Origin of the sequence: Chitinophaga sp., assembly GCF_036569125.1 — a bacterium.
Classification (GTDB): domain Bacteria; phylum Bacteroidota; class Bacteroidia; order Chitinophagales; family Chitinophagaceae; genus Chitinophaga.
The window spans coordinates 1-15,703 of the sequence record NZ_DATCRF010000452.1; the positions used below are offsets into that span (position 1 = coordinate 1).

Here is a 15,703-nt window from a genome sequence, read left to right on the forward strand (position 1 = left end):
CCCCTGGATATTGATGCCCCGCCGGTAGTAACCAAGGCCGATGCCAATAGCGATCCAATCCTGATCCTGGCCGTGCAAAGCCGCACCAAAAGCCTTATGGAGCTGAGTGACTATACGGATAATGTGCTGCAGCAACAGCTGCAAACCATTGACCAGGTAAGCGCTGTAAATGTGTTTGGCGATAAAAGCTATGCCATGCGCATTTGGCTGGACCGTGATAAAATGAACGCCTACGGCATTGCCTATAATGATATCAGCACCTCGCTGAATAATGAAAATGTGCAGCTGCCCGCCGGTAAAGTATATGGCAACAATACAGAGCTTACCATCAATACCCTGGGCCGCCTTACTACAGAAAAAGATTTCCGCGATCTTATTTTAAAGGAAGACAGCACCGGCATTGTACGCCTCAGCGATGTAGCCCGTGTGGAGCTGGGCCCGCAGGTGGAGGAGCAAAGCTGGAAATACAACGGTGTAAATGCAATTGGCCTGGCCATCATCCCCCAACCCGGCGCCAACAATATTGCCATTGCCGATGAATTTAATAAACGCCTGGCAACCATTAAAAAAGCCAATAAGGCGGATATTGAGTTTAGTGTGCTGGTAGATAATACGCGCATCATCCGCCAGTCGCTGGCAGAGGTGCAGGAAACCCTCATCATTGCCTTTGCCCTGGTGGTGCTGGTGATCTTTTTCTTTTTCCGCAACTGGCTCATAGCATTGCGGCCGTTAATAGATATTCCCATTTCGCTGATAGCTACTTTTTTTGTGGTGTATGTAGCCGGGTTCACCATCAACATCCTTACCCTGCTGGGTATTGTGCTGGCCACCGGTTTGGTGGTGGATGACGGTATTGTGGTAACGGAAAATATTTTCCGTAAAATGGAGCAGGGTCTCAGCATCCGCAAAGCCGCGCTGGAAGGCAGTAAGGAAATATTCTTTGCCGTTATCTCCACCTCCATTACACTGGCCGTGGTATTTATGCCCGTGCTTTTCCTGCAGGGGTTTGTGGGCCGCCTGTTCCGCGAGTTTGGCGTGGTGCTGGCAGCAGCCGTGCTCATCTCCGCCTTTGTATCCCTTACCATTACACCGGTGCTGAATGTGTACCTCACCCGTAAAAAAGCCGGCCATGGCTGGTTGTATGATAAAACAGAACCTTTTTTCCAGGGCATGGAAAACGGCTATCATAAGCTGCTAAAAGGCTTTATGCAGGTACGCTGGCTGGCCTGGGTTATGATCGGGGTATGTGGTATCATCATCTGGTTAATATTACGCAGCATACAAAGTGAAATAGCGCCGCTGGAAGACCGTAGCAGCATTCGTTTTACTGTAACCCTGCCGGAAGGCGCCAGCTTTAACTATACGCAGGATGTAACGGATAAGATCTCCAACTACCTGCTGGACTCTATTCCCGAACGTGATTTTGTTTTTGCCCGCACACCGGGTGGCAACGGCACGGTTATGAATACCTCCCAGCCCCGTATTGGCCTGGTGCCGCCGCATGAAAGAAACCGCAGCCAGAACGATATTGCCATAGATCTGCAGCAAAAGCTCCGCCGCTTTAATGATGCCCGCATTTTTGCCATCCAGGAGCAAACCATTGCCGTAGGCTCCGGCTCCAAAACCAGTCTGCCTATACAATTCGTGTTGCAGAACCAGGACCTGAACAAGCTGAAAACAGTGATCCCGCAATTCCTGGAAGCAGCCCGCAAGGATAAAACCTTTTCCAACGTGGATGTGGACCTGAAGTTTAACAAACCCGGGGTAGAGATCAGCTTTGACCGTATGAAAATAAAAGACCTGGGCCTTTCCACCAATGATGTGGTATCCGCTATGCAGGCCGCCTTCAGCGGCGGCCGTATGGCCTACTTCATTATGAATGGCTACCAGTATTATGTAATAGCGCAAATGGAAAGGGGCCAGCGTAACACACCGCTGGATATCAGCAATATTTATGTACGTAATAAGTATGGCGATAATATTCCGCTGGAATCGGTAGTGCATGTAGTGCCCAACACCAGCCCCTCTACCCTGTATCACTTTAACCGCTATAAGGATGCAACTATCTCCGCATCCCTGGCCCCCGGCCGTACTATCGGAGATGGTATCAAGGCCATGCAGGGCATAGCCGGCAAGCTGCTGGATCCCAGCTTCCATACCTCCCTGGCAGGCTCCTCCCGCGACTATGCGGAAAGCTCTTCCAACATCGTATTTGCTTTTTCACTGGCACTGGTGCTCATTTACCTGGTGCTGGCCGCACAGTTTGAAAGCTTTATAGATCCGCTCACCATTATGCTTACCGTGCCGCTGGCTTTAGCCGGTGCATTACTAAGCCTGTGGGTGTTCCATCAAACCCTTAACATCTTTTCTGAAATAGGAATGATCATGCTCATAGGGCTGGTAACCAAGAACGGTATATTGATCGTAGAGTTCACCAACCAGAAACGGGAGCTGGGCATGTCAAAGATAGATGCAGTAATAGAAGCAGCCTCCCAGCGTTTACGCCCCATTCTAATGACCAGCCTTGCCACCTCCTTAAGTGCGCTGCCCATTGCCATGAGCCTGGGCGCCGCCTCTACCAGCCGCATTCCGCTGGGGATAGTAGTGGTAGGCGGTATTTTATTTTCACTGATCCTTACGCTGTTTGTGATACCAGCCGTATACACCTTTGTATCCGGTAAGCACAAAGCGCATGTAACAGTTATCAATGATTAATGTAATTAAGCATGAAGCAGTTTTTTTTATATGGCTGTATGGTATTGCTCCCGGGTTTAGTACAGGCGCAAACCCTTACCCTGCACAATGCGGTAGCGATAGCATTGCAGAACAGCTTAGGCATACAAATAGCAAAGAACAATGTAACCGCCGCAGGCATTTATAACAGCTATGGCATAGCCGGCGGCCTGCCGCTGGTAACGGCCAGCGGGGCCGACCAGGAGCAAAGCACCAGCATTAAGCAGGAATACGCTAACCCCGCTAATAATAAAAGCAGCAGCAATGCCTCTTCCAACAGCCTGTCGGCTTCATTGAACGCCTCTATGCTATTGTACAACGGCAGCCGGGTACAGAACGCACGCAGAAGATTAGGCACAATAGAGCAGCAGAACCAGCAGGTGCTTACTTCCCGCGGGCTTACCGTAGCATACAATGTAATGCTGCGGTATTATGATATCATCCGCCAGCAAAGCTATGCCGGTACGCTGGCTACCTCCATTACCGTAAGCCGCCAGAAGCTGGATATTGTAAAGGCCCAGCAAAGCGCGGGTGTAGCAAATAATGCGGATCTTTTTCAGGCGCAGGTGGATCTGAACACACAGATACAAAATTTACAGGCGCAGCAGCTGGTGATAGACCAGGCTAAAACAGACCTGCTAACCTTACTCACCTTAAAACCCGATTCCGCTGTTACCATACAGGATACCATCCTGGTGGATAAAAATATGGAGCTGGGCACCGTGCTTAACGCCATTTCATCTAACCCGGATATCACCGCGGCCGATGAGCAGGTGGCCATTAATGAATACCTGGAAAAGGAAACCGCTGCACAACGTTATCCATCCCTTAGCGCAAATGCAGGTTACAACTTCAGCCATACTAAAAATGCTGCAGGCTTTTCTCTGCTGAACCAAAGCTATGGCCCTTTTGCAGGCGTAGGGGTAAGCATTCCTATTTTTAATGGCAGCATTTACAAAAAGCAGCAGCAGGTGGCAGATATTAATATTAAAAATGCCCGCCTGCAAAAAGATACGCTTACGCTTAACTATACATCCAATACCATTAAGAACTGGCAGGCCTATAATAACAACCTGCAGCAGCTGGAAACCGCCAAGGACAATTACGACCTGTCCGGCAAATTACTGGCCCTGGTACTGCAGCGTTTTGAGCTGAAACAGGCTACTATTGTGGATGTAAAGAATGCGCAGGAAAGTTTTGAGAATGCGGGCTACCTGCTGGTGAATGTAAGCTTCTCCGCCAAGGCGGCAGAGCTGCGGTTAAAGTGGTATGCGCATAATTTGCAGTATTAAAGGATCAATACTGTACAGTGTCTGCCTCCGCCTGTTTTTTAAGGGCGGCCAGCCCGGCATCGTAATCCCTTTCCAGGGAACCTCTTAATAACAAGCTGATTACATTCAGCGGGCGGGGGAAATCACTATCCACGCCCCAGGTTACAACTGTTTGGCCTTTATCTTCTTTAAGGTGAAAGAACACATCTGCAGTAGATCTGGAAGGGCCGGCAAAGCTCAGCTTTTGCCGCACATGTTTATAGGGTTCCAGCTGCAGGTGCTCCAGCTTTCCCTCGCCCACTTTTTCACCCTGCCAGCTATCCACCGCGCCTACAGTGCCATCCTGCCCGGTAATAGTATACTGCGCGGCGCTATCCAGCTTACCCCAGGCATTCCATTGGTTAAAGTTCCTGAAAAGCACAATGTGCTGCCATACAGTGGCTTGTGGGGCATGAATGGTAATGGTACGTTCCATATGCAGGTGGGTAGGCGCGGCAAATAAAATGATGATGGCCGCCAGCAACGCCACACCGGCGATCCCTAACAGTACTTTAATAACTTTCATTACGGCAGGGGTTTGGTGATGCAGGTAAGATACACTTTTTCCCTTGCTACCTTACTGCCACCGGTACAGGTGTTTCCGTTGCAGCGGTTTGCTTATTGAATTTACGTTTGTACTTGTTAATGGTAAGCGTGATCAGCGTAACGCCTATGATCACAGGAGCCATCCACACCAGGATGCCCGGCAAAAAATGTACGTTCACCACCATAAAGGCCGTTACCGCTGCCACATAAGCCCCGCACATGCCGCCAATATGCGTGTACAGCCATTGCTGCCTGTCTTTAGGCGGAATAACAAAATGTTTTATATCACTTCCGGCTATCCATATACCCAGCAGGCCAAAAAATACAGCCACCGTATGAATGTAGGTGCTGTGGGTAACCAGGTGGCTGGCGCCCCATATAAGCAGGCCGGTATTAAAAATTGCGCCTACCCCGTTGATCAGGTAATCCGGCAAAGCCATGCGCTGCCCCTTATATAACTCCTTCAGGTACAGGGCCCGGTAACCGCGCAGCAGTAAGTGGTAGCTGAAAAAGGCTACCATCAGCAAAAAGGTAAGCCCTTTCACGAGCGACATAACCAGGGCTGTAATAAATACCAGCGTCATAGCCGCAAAAAAGGCTTTGCCGCCTGCCCGGTGCCTGCTTTTTCCCTTAGCTGCCAGTATGGCTGCCAGGCCGGTAATAAGGGAAAGGGTGCCGCCAATAATGTGTAATACCAGTGTAACAGTGAAGATTTTTTCCATGATTGTGTGCTTTGATGCAAAGTTGTAACAAAGCCTCCCGGCCATAAAATACAAGGGGCCAACGGGAAGGTAAATGGGGCCAATGGGAGCTTTTGGGGTGAATGGGAAGGGATCTGGGCAGATGGGAAAACGCGCAGGGGCCGGCGGCGGGGCCTTACAACCGCTCCCGTATTTCCTGGTGCAGGCTGCGGGATACCGGCACCCAGTCGCTCGTATGGGCCAGTTGCAATTTATACCCCTGGGCGTTACCGCTTACCTCCGTTACATGATCCAGGTTTACTAAAAAGGTACGGTGGCAGCGGAAAAATTGCGGGTACCCATCCAGGCCCGTAGCCGCCCTTTTCAGGGAGCTGCGCAGCATGGTTTGTTTTACAATACCTTTTTCAAGATGGTACACTTTAATATAATTATCCGCAGCAGCTATATATAATAACTGTTCAGGGCTCAGCTGCAAACCTTCGCCACCCTGTTCGGCCATTAGCTGCAGGGTAGTTTCCACGGGAAGGTCAGGCGCAGGCGCCGGTGTTTCAGGGTGTTTTCTTTCCTGCACCTGCGCATCCAGGGTATGGGCTTCTGCGGCATATTTTTTCTGCAGCTTTAGCTGGGTGAACATGGTCCACAGGGACACAGGCAGCACGCCTACTACCAGGGTTACCACCTGGAACCAGATCGCGGAGGATACGGTGAAGGAAGTATGCAGGTACCAGGCGGAAAATACCAGGTTGCCCAGGCCTATCAGGAAAACATCCGTAATTATTATAAATATTTCCCGCCCTACCGTCCAGGAAGCTTCCCGGAAATATGCCGGCAGCAGCAATGGGCTGATCCATATTTCCAGGAATATAACGCCAAAGGTTATCAGCCCAAAACCGGCAGCAGCACGCAACATACGCCCCGGCTCCAGCCCACTCAGCCCAAATGGGCGAAAGATGTACAGGAACAGGGCTATAAATATCCCGTAAACCAGCGGGGTAATTATTTTGCTTCCGGCAGTGGCTAACGGGTACGGCTGTTGTAGAAATTTAAACATGTGCGGCAGCTATGCAGCAAAAATAATATTTCCGTTGGGGCAGGCAGCAAGAAAAGATAAATAGCATGGGGCATCCCTGCTTTCATGCACGGCGGCATACGACAGCCGGCACCTGCAATAGCGCCGCCGCGAGGTTTAGCACCGGCGCTAACCCATAGCTGTTAAAAAAGAAAGCCGGCCTTTTAAGACCAGCTTCCCATTATTTTTTAAGATCAGCTTCGTTCATTGTAAGCGGGCGTAACTGCTATTAATACCAGCTTCCCGGTTATTTGTTCCGGGCTGATGCCGCAGCGCTGCTGTTACTCTTTCTTATCCTTATAATTCTTATCCGCTTCCTGCGCCTTGTCAAAATCCAGTATCACGGAGTTTATGCAGTACCGCAGGCCGGTAGGCGGCGGGCCATCATCAAACACATGTCCCAGGTGGGCTTTACAGCGGCCGCACATTACCTCCGTACGCTGCATGCCGTGAGTATTATCCGGCGCATAGATCACGCTGGTTTTTGTAAGCGGCTGAAAAAAGCTGGGCCATCCGCAGCTGCTTTCAAACTTGGCGTCTGAAACAAACAGCGGGTTGCCACAGGCCGCGCAGTAATAGGTGCCCTTTTCCTTGCTGTTCCAGTACTTACCGGAAAAAGCCCATTCCGTACCTTTTTCACGCGCAATATTATATACGTCAGCGGGTAATAGCTTTTTCCACTCGTCGTTGCTGATATTCACCTTCGACGAATCTGTGCGGGAGTACACTTCATTCTTTTTATCTTCCATAGCTGGTTTTTTTTCGGGTTGCTGTGAGTAGGAACAATGGCTGAACAGAATGGCTAAACCCATTATCATCAAACTTCGTACACTCATTATATTATGTTGGTTTAGATATAATTTTTGGACACTGAAGTTACACACATTTTATGTTATAATCCTGTTATAAAATGCCCGCTGGGGCTTGGCATTATAATTCCTAACTTTACGGCAAAAGGGATTTACGCGTGGCCGATATCATTAACTTACTACCAGACAATATAGCCAATCAGATAGCCGCCGGGGAAGTGATACAACGCCCTGCCTCTGCCGTAAAAGAGCTGCTGGAAAATGCGGTGGATGCCGGTGCAACTGAAATACAGCTCATTGTGCGCGATGCCGGTAAAGAGCTGGTGCAGGTGATTGACAATGGTAAAGGCATGAGCGAAACAGATGCCCGTATGTGTTTTGAGCGCCATGCCACCTCCAAAATAAAAACCATTAACGATCTGTTCGAGATCCGTACCATGGGCTTCCGGGGCGAGGCCTTAGCCTCCATTGCCGCCGTAGCGCAGGTGGAGCTGAAAACCCGCCAGCCCGATTCACCCATCGGCACCTGTATAGAAATAGATAACAGCGTGGTGCGCAACCAGGAGCCCTGCCAAACAGCTGCAGGTACCTCCATTTGCATGAAGAACCTGTTCTTTAACGTGCCTGCACGCCGCAACTTCCTGAAAAGCAATGCCGCTGAAATGCGCCACATAGTAGATGAGTTCATCCGCGTGGCCATGGCCTACCCACAGCTGCAGTTCACCTTTACCAGCAATAACCAGCAGGTGTTTTACCTGGAAAAAGGCTCGCTTAAACAACGCATCATTGCCATCTTAGGCCAGCATTATAACGCAAAGCTGGTAACCGTAAAGGAAACCACCGATTATGTGAACATTCATGGTTTTGTAGGTAAGCCGGAAACGGCTAAAAAAACCCGGGGCGACCAGTTCTTTTTCGTGAACAACCGCTTTATTAAAAGCCCCTACCTGCACCATGCCATTATGAACGCGTTCTCTGAAATGCTGCCAGGCGACAGCTTTCCGCTGTACGTGCTGTACATAGACCTGGACCCCGCTCACGTGGATATTAACGTGCACCCAACCAAACAGGAAATAAAGTTCGACGATGAAAAGATCCTGTATGCCTTTGTACAATCAGCCGTAAAACACGCGCTGGCCCAGTTCAACGTTACGCCTACACTGGATTTTGACCTGGACCCGGGTATTCAGCAGCTGGATGCGGTAAGCAAACCGTTCACCGAGCAGCAGCAGGAACGTTCCACCGGCAGCTCCCTGTACAAAACCTTTACCCAGGCCCACCAGGCCCATGTAATTGATAAAAGCAGCAACAGTAATCTTAAACACTGGAAAGACCTGTACGAGATAGGCAAAACAGCGCTGCCGGCCCAGAATACCGGCCTGCCGCCCATCCCGGACACGCCTGCTTTCGTGAACCGCCCTTCCACCGCATCCATGATAGATGACCGCTGGCAGGATACGACTATTGATCAGAAGGTACCCGTACAGGTGCACCAGCAATACATACTGTCACAAATAAAATCCGGGTTTATTCTTATTGACCAGCATGCCGCACATGAGCGTATCTTATATGAACGCTACCTGCGCGCCCTGCAGGATAAACCGATGCCCACCCAGCAAAGCCTTTTCCCGCAAACATTACAGCTGCTGCCCGCCGATGCTGCGCTGATAGCAGAAATGCTGCCCGACCTGCAGGTACTAGGCTATGATATGGAACCTTTTGGCAACCATACCTTTGTAGTACGCGGCACCCCTGCAGACATACAAAGCGGTAATGAGCAGGCCAGCATTGAAGGACTGCTGGAACAGTTCAAACACTTCAGCGCGGAGCTGAAGGTGAACAAACGCGAGCAGCTGGTGCGCTCTATGGCCCGCAACAGCGCTATACCTGCCGGCAAAAGCCTGAGCGCCCGCGAAATGCAGAATATTATTGACGAGCTGTTTGCATGCAGCATGCCCAATATATCACCGGGTGGTAAATACACCTATGTATCATTTAAGCTGGCCGACCTGGTGAGAATGTTTGAGAGAGGAAATTAAAACGTGACCTTTACGTGTGCCACACCTTAAAGGTGTGGCACACATACTTACCCTACAGCTGGTGCATTACATCCTTTAACCGCTCATAAACCAGCCCATACAGCTGGTAATGTTTCTTATAAACAGCCGCACCGGCTGACCGGGGCATAAACACCTGCTCTTCCGCCTCCGGCAATCCATCAAACATTATATCCAACGCCTCATACCCCATCATAGCCGCGCCTATGGCCGATGCATCGTTCTGCTGCCCTAAGTGCATGGGCTGCTGAAAAATATCTGCAATCAATTGGATCCATCCCGGTGAAGCGGTGAATCCGCCGCTCACCGCTATTTGCTGTATGGGTCCCGCCGCTTCCTCCAAGGCGTTGAAAATACTTAACAATCCAAATGCAACACCTTCCATAGCCGCACGCATAAAATGCATGGCCGTATGCTGCGGCTGCACGCCAATAAAAGCGCCCCTTGCATGCCCATCCCACACCGGCGCACGCTCACCCAACAAATAAGGCAAACACACTAACCCTTCCGCACCCGGCGCCAGCTGCAATGCCTGCGCTATGTAAGTATCCAGGTCAGCTTTAGGCTGTTGTAAAAAATCGCGTGTAAACCATTGCAACACATTGCCGCCATTGTTCAATGGCCCGCCGGTGATATAATGGTTTGCATCCAGCACATAATTAAAAATGCGCTGCTGCTCATCCCTTACCGGCTTTGCAGTAGCAATACGGAACGCGCCGCTGGTGGCTATGGTAAGCGTAGCATGGCCCGGCGCTAAGGCCCCGCTGCCCAGCTGTGCCAGGCAGCCATCGCTGGCGCCAATAACAAAAGGTGTATCAGCAGGTATGCCCAGCTCCTGTTTTAAGCCGCGTAATATATAATGGGTCGGCACGGGCTGTGGCAGCTGCGCCGCTGTAATACCCGCTACTGCTAAGGCCTGCGGGCTCCATTGCAGGGCGTGTATATCAAACATCCCCGTAGCAGATGCAATGGAATGATCCACTACATACACACCAAACAAATGATATAGTACATACTCCTTAATACCTACCCACCACTTTGTATGTGCAAACAGGTCTGCTGCGTGCTGCCGCAGCCAGGTTATTTTACACAGGGGCGTCATAGGGTGCACCGGTACGCCGGTTTGATGATATAATGCTTTACCTTGCGCAGTAGGCGCCAGCACATCTGCAACCGGTTGACTTCTGTTATCGGCCCATATGATCAAAGGTGTTAAAGGGCTGCCGGCCGCATTCAGCGCCATTATGCTGTGCATAGCGCTGCTGAAACAAATGCCTGCCGGCGGTTGTTTCATTTGCTGTGCCACCTGGCGTATGCCCTGGGTTACCGCCCGTAAAATATCATCCGGGTGTTGCTCACTATGCCCGGGTTGTGGTTGCTGTGTAGTATATGCTTGCTGGTAAAGGGCCTGCACACGGCCATCCGGCAGCAAAGCTATTACTTTGGTGCTGCTGGTGCCAATATCCACACCGATCATGTATTTTAATCCGCTATTCATACCGTAAATGGTTCTCAAAATAAAAAACACCTTTCATTTCCTAGCTTTAATTTATAGATTTAAAGCCTTTAAAAGTAAAACCACACCACGTATATGGCATTGGAGATCAAGCAAAAAGGAAAGGTCTATGACGTATGTATCGTAGGTTCCGGAGCCGGGGGCGGTATGGCCGCTAAAGTACTATCAGAGGCTGGCCTCAAGGTAGCGCTGCTCGAAGCCGGACCTAAATATGATCCGGCAGACCCGGAGCAGGCCACTCAGCTCAAATGGCCCTGGCAGTCCCCCCGCAGGGGCGCCTCTACCACCCGACCGTTCGGCGATTTTGATGCAGCCTATGGCGGATGGGAAATAGACGGTGAGCCGTATACTACTAAAGATGGTACTTCATTCGACTGGTTCCGCTCCCGTATGGTAGGCGGACGTACCAACCACTGGGGCCGTATTTCACTGCGTTTTGGCCCGCGCGATTTCAAACACAAAAGTGTGGACGGCCACGGCGACGACTGGCCCATCTCTTACGATGATGTAAAACCCTTTTATGACAGGGTAGATAAAATGATCGGTGTGTTTGGTTCCAAAGAGGGCATTTTTAATGAGCCGGATGGCTACTTTCTGCCGCCGCCCAAACCACGCCTGCATGAGCTTATGATCAAACAGGCCGGCGACCGCTTAAACATTCCCGTAATACCTGCACGTTTATCCATATTAACACGCTCTGTAAATAAGGATCGTGCCCCTTGCTTCTTCTGCAGCCAGTGTAACCGCGGCTGTACGGTGTATGGGGATTTTTCCTCCTCATCCTGCCTGGTAAAACCGGCTATGAAATCAGGGCATGTGGATCTGTATACCGGCGCCATGGTGCGCGAAGTGCTTACAGACGACAGCGGTAAAGCTACCGGCGTTTCTTATGTTGATAAATCAGACCTGCAGGAATACGAGGTAAAGGCCCGCGTAGTAGTGCTGGCCGCCAGCGCCTGCGAATCGGCCCGTTTGCTGCTCAACTCTAAATCGCCCCGCTTCTCCAACGGCCTGGCCAATGGCAGCGGCGTGGTAGGTAAATATTTGCATGACAGCACCGGCGCATCCCGCGGCGGTTTTATACCCAAGCTCATGGACCGCAAACGCTATAATGAAGATGGCGTAGGCGGCATGCACGTGTATATACCCTGGTGGCTCGATAATAAAAAGCTGGATTTTGCCCGCGGTTACCATGTGGAATTAGGCGGTGGCATGCACATGCCCATGTATGGTTTTGGTTTTGGTATGGAACGCCTCAATGGCAAGTACGGCGGCGCTGATGGTAAAATGAAGGAAGCCGGTGGCTATGGCGCCGGGCTTAAAAATGACTACCGCCGCTTCTTTGGCGCTACCATTGGGTTTGCCGGCCGTGGCGAATGTATTGCCCGTGAAGATAACTACTGTGAAATAGATCCCAGCGTAGTGGATAAATTTGGTATTCCCGTGTTACGTTTCAATTACACCTGGAGCGAGCATGAGATTAACCAGGCCAAACACATGCAGGATACTTTTGAGCAGCTGATCCACGAAATGGGTGGTATAGCCCTGGGCCAGAAAGCCGGTGCAGATACTATGTACGGACTGGAAACACCAGGCCGCATTATTCACGAAGTAGGCACCACCCGTATGGGCGATGATCCTAAGCGCTCGGTGGTGAACAAGTTTAACCAGGCGCACGAGGTAAAGAACCTGTTTGTGGTAGATGGCGGCCCCTTTGTGTCTCAGGCAGATAAGAATCCTACCTGGACCATCCTGGCCCTGTCACTGCGCGCCTCTGAATACATTGTATCTGAATTAAAGAAACAAAACATTTAACGGTGAAGCACCAACGTTGATCACAAAACGTTGCTTGTCTCTCACATAAAATCAAACGTATGGATAGAAGAGAGTCCCTGAAAGCATTAGCCGTTGGGTCCTTATCTGTAGGCGCCATTCTTACCGGCTGCGATGATAAATCGAAGGTAAAGGAGGATGATAAGAAGCCGGGCGGCGATGATGCGGACGTATACGGCCGCACGCCGGAAGAAAAAGAACGCGATAAAAAACTGAAGGCCGACAAATATTTCACCGATGCGGAAATGAAAACCATTACCGTACTCACGGCCCTGATTATCCCGGCGGATGAACATTCCGGCAGCGCTGCCGATGCCGGTGTACCCGCCTTCATAGAGTTTACGGTAAAAGATCAGCCCCGCCATCAGCTGCCCTTACGCGGCGGCCTGCGCTGGCTGGATGTATATTGCCTGAAGCATTACAATAAATCTTTTGTGGATTGCAGTAAAGAGCAGCAAACCGCCTTGCTGGATCATATTGCCTATCCCGAAAAAGCCACGCCGGAGTTTAGCCAGGGCGTAGCATTCTTTACCCTGATGCGCAACCTTACCGCCACCGGTTTTTATACCAGTGAGCAGGGTATTAAAGACCTGGGGTATGTAGGCAACCGCCCCAATGAATGGGATGGCGTGCCGGAAGATGTATTGAAGCAATACGGACTGGCCTACGAAGAAAAAATGTTGCCCGTTTATCTGAAAATTGAAGACCGGGGCAAGCTTATGACCTGGGAAGACTAATAACGTTAACCGTGCACGTCATTGACATTTGACTATATTTCTTTTATCTTGATTTAAAACTTTTCTTACTCATGGTCCAGGAAAAAAATAATCAGGGAGACAATGTTTCCCGCAGATCTTTTCTGAAGAACGGGGCGCTCACCGCCGCCGGCTTTATGATCGTTCCACGTCATGTACTCGGCGGTAAAGGGTATACCGCCCCAAGTGATCGCCTGCGTATAGCAGGTATAGGTGTAGGTGGTAAAGGTGAAAGCGATATCAATGAATTCTCTAAAGGCCCGGCCGACATTGCCTTCCTTTGCGATGTGGATGAGCGCCGCGCTGCCAATTCCGTTAAACGTTTCCCGAAAGCCAAATTCTATAAGGATTTCCGGAAAATGCTGGAAAAAGAGCACAAGAATATTGATGCCGTATCCGTATCCACCCCGGATCATACGCATGCGGTAGCCGCTATGGCCGCCATGCAGCTGGGCAAGCACGTATATGTGCAAAAACCGCTTACCCATGATATTTATGAAGCCCGTATGCTTACCCAGGCAGCCAACCGCTATAAAGTGGTAACGCAAATGGGTAACCAGGGCTCCTCCGGCGATGGTGTACGCCAGCTGATGGAGTGGTACCAGGCCGGCCTGGTAGGCGATGTGCATACCGTATATTGCTGGACCGACCGCCCCGTATGGCCCCAGGGCATTCCCTGGCCTGCTGCCAAAGCAGAAGTGCCTAAGGAGCTGGATTGGGACCTGTGGTTAGGTACTGCCCCCTCTAAAGATTATATAGATAAGCTGGTGCCCTTTAACTGGCGCGGCTGGTGGGATTATGGTACCGGCGCCATTGGCGATATGGGTTGCCATATTATTGAACCGCCTTTCCGCGTGCTGGACCTGGGCTACCCTACCGCAGTAGAATGTAGCGTAGGAAGTGTGTATGTAGATGAGTTCAAACGCGGCTACTTCCCCGAAAGCTGCCCGCCCTCTTCCCACGTAACGCTGAAATTTGCCGGTAAGAACGGTAAAGAAGTTACCATGCACTGGATGGACGGCGGCATACAGCCTGAGCGTCCGGAAGAGCTGGGCCCTAACGAAAGAATGGGCGACGGCGGTAACGGCGCACTGTTCATAGGCACCAAGGGTAAAATGATGTGCGGCACCTATGGCATGTTCCCCAGCCTGCTGCCCACTTCCAAAAATACCCAGGTAAATATTCCGCAAACCATTGCCCGCGTACCGGAAGGTCACTACCAGCAGTGGGTAAATGCGGCTATTGCCGGTTATAACAGTCCTAAGGCAAAAGCCCTCAGCTCCCCCTTCTCCATAGCAGGTCCGTTAACGGAAACTGTGCTGATGAGTAACCTGGCCATCCGCAGCTATGACCTGAAGAAGGAAATTGAAGGTAAAAGCACCTTCCCCGGCCGCTATATTAAGCTGCTGTGGGACGGTCAGAACATGAAGATCACCAACTTCGACGATGCCAACCAGTTTGTGAAGCGTACTTACCGCGACGGCTGGAGCCTGGGCGTATAGTCAATGTGCAAATAAGTAAATGTGCGAATGTGCAGTTGAAATGAGCTGCATTATTCGCACATTTCTTTTGTAAATCTGTTTGTTATAAAACGTTGCTTGTCTCATACATAAAACGCTCATAAATAGCTGTTTACTTAGGCTCCTCCTTTGCATTCCATCTGCACATCTGCATATTTGCACACCTGCATATCAAAATATTCATCCTATCTTTTCGTTTAGTACAATAGGTTAGCTATTTTTATACTATCAATCCATATCCTGGCATTCTATGGCGCAAAAACACTTTTGGTTATTAGCCGTGTGCGGCGGTTTATTTTTATGGGCCTGTAAAAAGGAAGTAAGCCGCGAAAGCGCAGTTCCCCCGCCCGTAGCAAGTACCTGTAGTTATGCGCCTTATACCGCAGGCTCCACCTACGACTTTGTTCATGTAAATACCAGCAACCTGGCAGATAGTAACTTCTTTACCGTAACCGTTAACGGAGATAGCACCATTAACGGGCAAACTTTCAGAAAGCTTAGCTCCGATACCGCCACCACCTACGACCGCTGCGATGGAAATGGGAATTATTACCAGATGGTAAAGGGCATTTCCTTTCAGGGGTATAGCGCCGACAGTGTGGTAACACTTTACTTAAAAGATAATGTAAATGCCGGCGCCAGCTGGAATGATACGGCTACCGTTAAAAAAGGGACTGATGAACAAAAGGTGATGCTTACCTATACCGTTACCCAAAAAGGCGGGCAAAAAAATGTTGCCGGCCTGGATTTCACCAACGTGATCACCGTAACCCTCAGCGCTTCTGTTAAATTCCTGGGCGCCACTATTCCATTAGGTGTCATCGCTACCAACTATTATGCAGAGGGTATTGGCC

The 15,703-nt window shown here is 50.3% G+C and carries 12 protein-coding genes; 7 read left to right on the forward strand and 5 right to left on the reverse strand.

Features of this window, described 5'->3' with window-relative positions:
• On the forward strand, window positions 1-2,715 hold a 2,715-nt coding region (locus VIM87_RS16890; protein ID WP_331998129.1), incomplete at its 5' end, for an efflux RND transporter permease subunit.
• 11 nt (window positions 2,716-2,726) lie between these two features.
• Window positions 2,727-4,025, forward strand: coding sequence for a TolC family protein (locus tag VIM87_RS16895; RefSeq protein ID WP_331998130.1), 1,299 nt, complete (start codon window positions 2,727-2,729; stop codon window positions 4,023-4,025).
• A 4-nt stretch (window positions 4,026-4,029) separates the two neighbouring features.
• Here the strand turns inward: VIM87_RS16895 and VIM87_RS16900 are convergent, their stop codons facing one another.
• The 4 genes from VIM87_RS16900 to msrB all read right to left on the reverse strand — a co-directional run bounded on the left by VIM87_RS16900 (window position 4,030) and on the right by msrB (window position 7,108).
• Window positions 4,030-4,569 (reverse strand): SRPBCC family protein, encoded by a 540-nt coding sequence (locus VIM87_RS16900; protein WP_331998131.1) that lies wholly within the window; start codon window positions 4,567-4,569, stop codon window positions 4,030-4,032.
• 46 nt (window positions 4,570-4,615) lie between these two features.
• On the reverse strand, window positions 4,616-5,311 hold the full coding sequence (locus VIM87_RS16905) for a hypothetical protein (RefSeq protein WP_331998132.1): 696 nt from the start codon (window positions 5,309-5,311) through the stop codon (window positions 4,616-4,618).
• Window positions 5,312-5,465: 154 nt separating this feature from the next.
• Window positions 5,466-6,341, reverse strand: a complete 876-nt coding sequence (locus VIM87_RS16910; protein WP_331998133.1) for a LytTR family DNA-binding domain-containing protein — start codon at window positions 6,339-6,341, stop codon at window positions 5,466-5,468.
• 299 nt (window positions 6,342-6,640) lie between these two features.
• Complete coding sequence (gene msrB, locus VIM87_RS16915) at window positions 6,641-7,108, reverse strand: peptide-methionine (R)-S-oxide reductase MsrB (protein WP_331998134.1); 468 nt, start codon at window positions 7,106-7,108, stop codon at window positions 6,641-6,643.
• 218 nt (window positions 7,109-7,326) lie between these two features.
• Here msrB and mutL point away from each other — a divergent pair, with 218 nt between their 5' ends.
• Window positions 7,327-9,207: a DNA mismatch repair endonuclease MutL gene (gene mutL / locus VIM87_RS16920; protein ID WP_331998135.1), complete on the forward strand. Its 1,881-nt coding sequence runs from the start codon at window positions 7,327-7,329 to the stop codon at window positions 9,205-9,207.
• Between the two features lie 52 nt (window positions 9,208-9,259).
• On the opposite strand, the gene VIM87_RS16925 is transcribed toward mutL, so the two are convergent.
• Window positions 9,260-10,723: a gluconokinase gene (locus VIM87_RS16925; protein WP_331998137.1), complete on the reverse strand. Its 1,464-nt coding sequence runs from the start codon at window positions 10,721-10,723 to the stop codon at window positions 9,260-9,262.
• A gap of 93 nt (window positions 10,724-10,816) precedes the next feature.
• Here VIM87_RS16925 and VIM87_RS16930 point away from each other — a divergent pair, with 93 nt between their 5' ends.
• From VIM87_RS16930 to VIM87_RS16945, 4 genes are all read left to right on the forward strand, one after another.
• Window positions 10,817-12,556, forward strand: coding sequence for a GMC family oxidoreductase (locus VIM87_RS16930; protein ID WP_331998138.1), 1,740 nt, complete (start codon window positions 10,817-10,819; stop codon window positions 12,554-12,556).
• Window positions 12,557-12,615: 59 nt separating this feature from the next.
• The gene (locus VIM87_RS16935; RefSeq protein ID WP_331998139.1) at window positions 12,616-13,311 is read left to right on the forward strand and encodes a gluconate 2-dehydrogenase subunit 3 family protein; all 696 of its coding nucleotides are present in this window, start codon (window positions 12,616-12,618) and stop codon (window positions 13,309-13,311) included.
• Between the two features lie 71 nt (window positions 13,312-13,382).
• A complete protein-coding gene (locus VIM87_RS16940; RefSeq protein WP_331998140.1) occupies window positions 13,383-14,831 on the forward strand; it encodes a Gfo/Idh/MocA family oxidoreductase in 1,449 nt (482 codons plus the stop codon).
• Window positions 14,832-15,099: 268 nt separating this feature from the next.
• On the forward strand, window positions 15,100-15,703 hold a 604-nt coding region (locus VIM87_RS16945), incomplete at its 3' end, for a hypothetical protein (RefSeq protein ID WP_331998141.1).

Coding starts and splice junctions, on each gene's coding strand:
- VIM87_RS16895 (WP_331998130.1), top strand. CDS start 2,727: ATGAAGCAGTTTTTTTTATATGGCTGTATGGTATTGCTCCCGGGTTTA.
- VIM87_RS16900 (WP_331998131.1), bottom strand. CDS start 4,569: ATGAAAGTTATTAAAGTACTGTTAGGGATCGCCGGTGTGGCGTTGCTG.
- VIM87_RS16905 (WP_331998132.1), bottom strand. CDS start 5,311: ATGGAAAAAATCTTCACTGTTACACTGGTATTACACATTATTGGCGGC.
- VIM87_RS16910 (WP_331998133.1), bottom strand. CDS start 6,341: ATGTTTAAATTTCTACAACAGCCGTACCCGTTAGCCACTGCCGGAAGC.
- msrB (WP_331998134.1), bottom strand. CDS start 7,108: ATGGAAGATAAAAAGAATGAAGTGTACTCCCGCACAGATTCGTCGAAG.
- VIM87_RS16925 (WP_331998137.1), bottom strand. CDS start 10,723: ATGAATAGCGGATTAAAATACATGATCGGTGTGGATATTGGCACCAGC.
- VIM87_RS16930 (WP_331998138.1), top strand. CDS start 10,817: ATGGCATTGGAGATCAAGCAAAAAGGAAAGGTCTATGACGTATGTATC.
- VIM87_RS16935 (WP_331998139.1), top strand. CDS start 12,616: ATGGATAGAAGAGAGTCCCTGAAAGCATTAGCCGTTGGGTCCTTATCT.
- VIM87_RS16940 (WP_331998140.1), top strand. CDS start 13,383: ATGGTCCAGGAAAAAAATAATCAGGGAGACAATGTTTCCCGCAGATCT.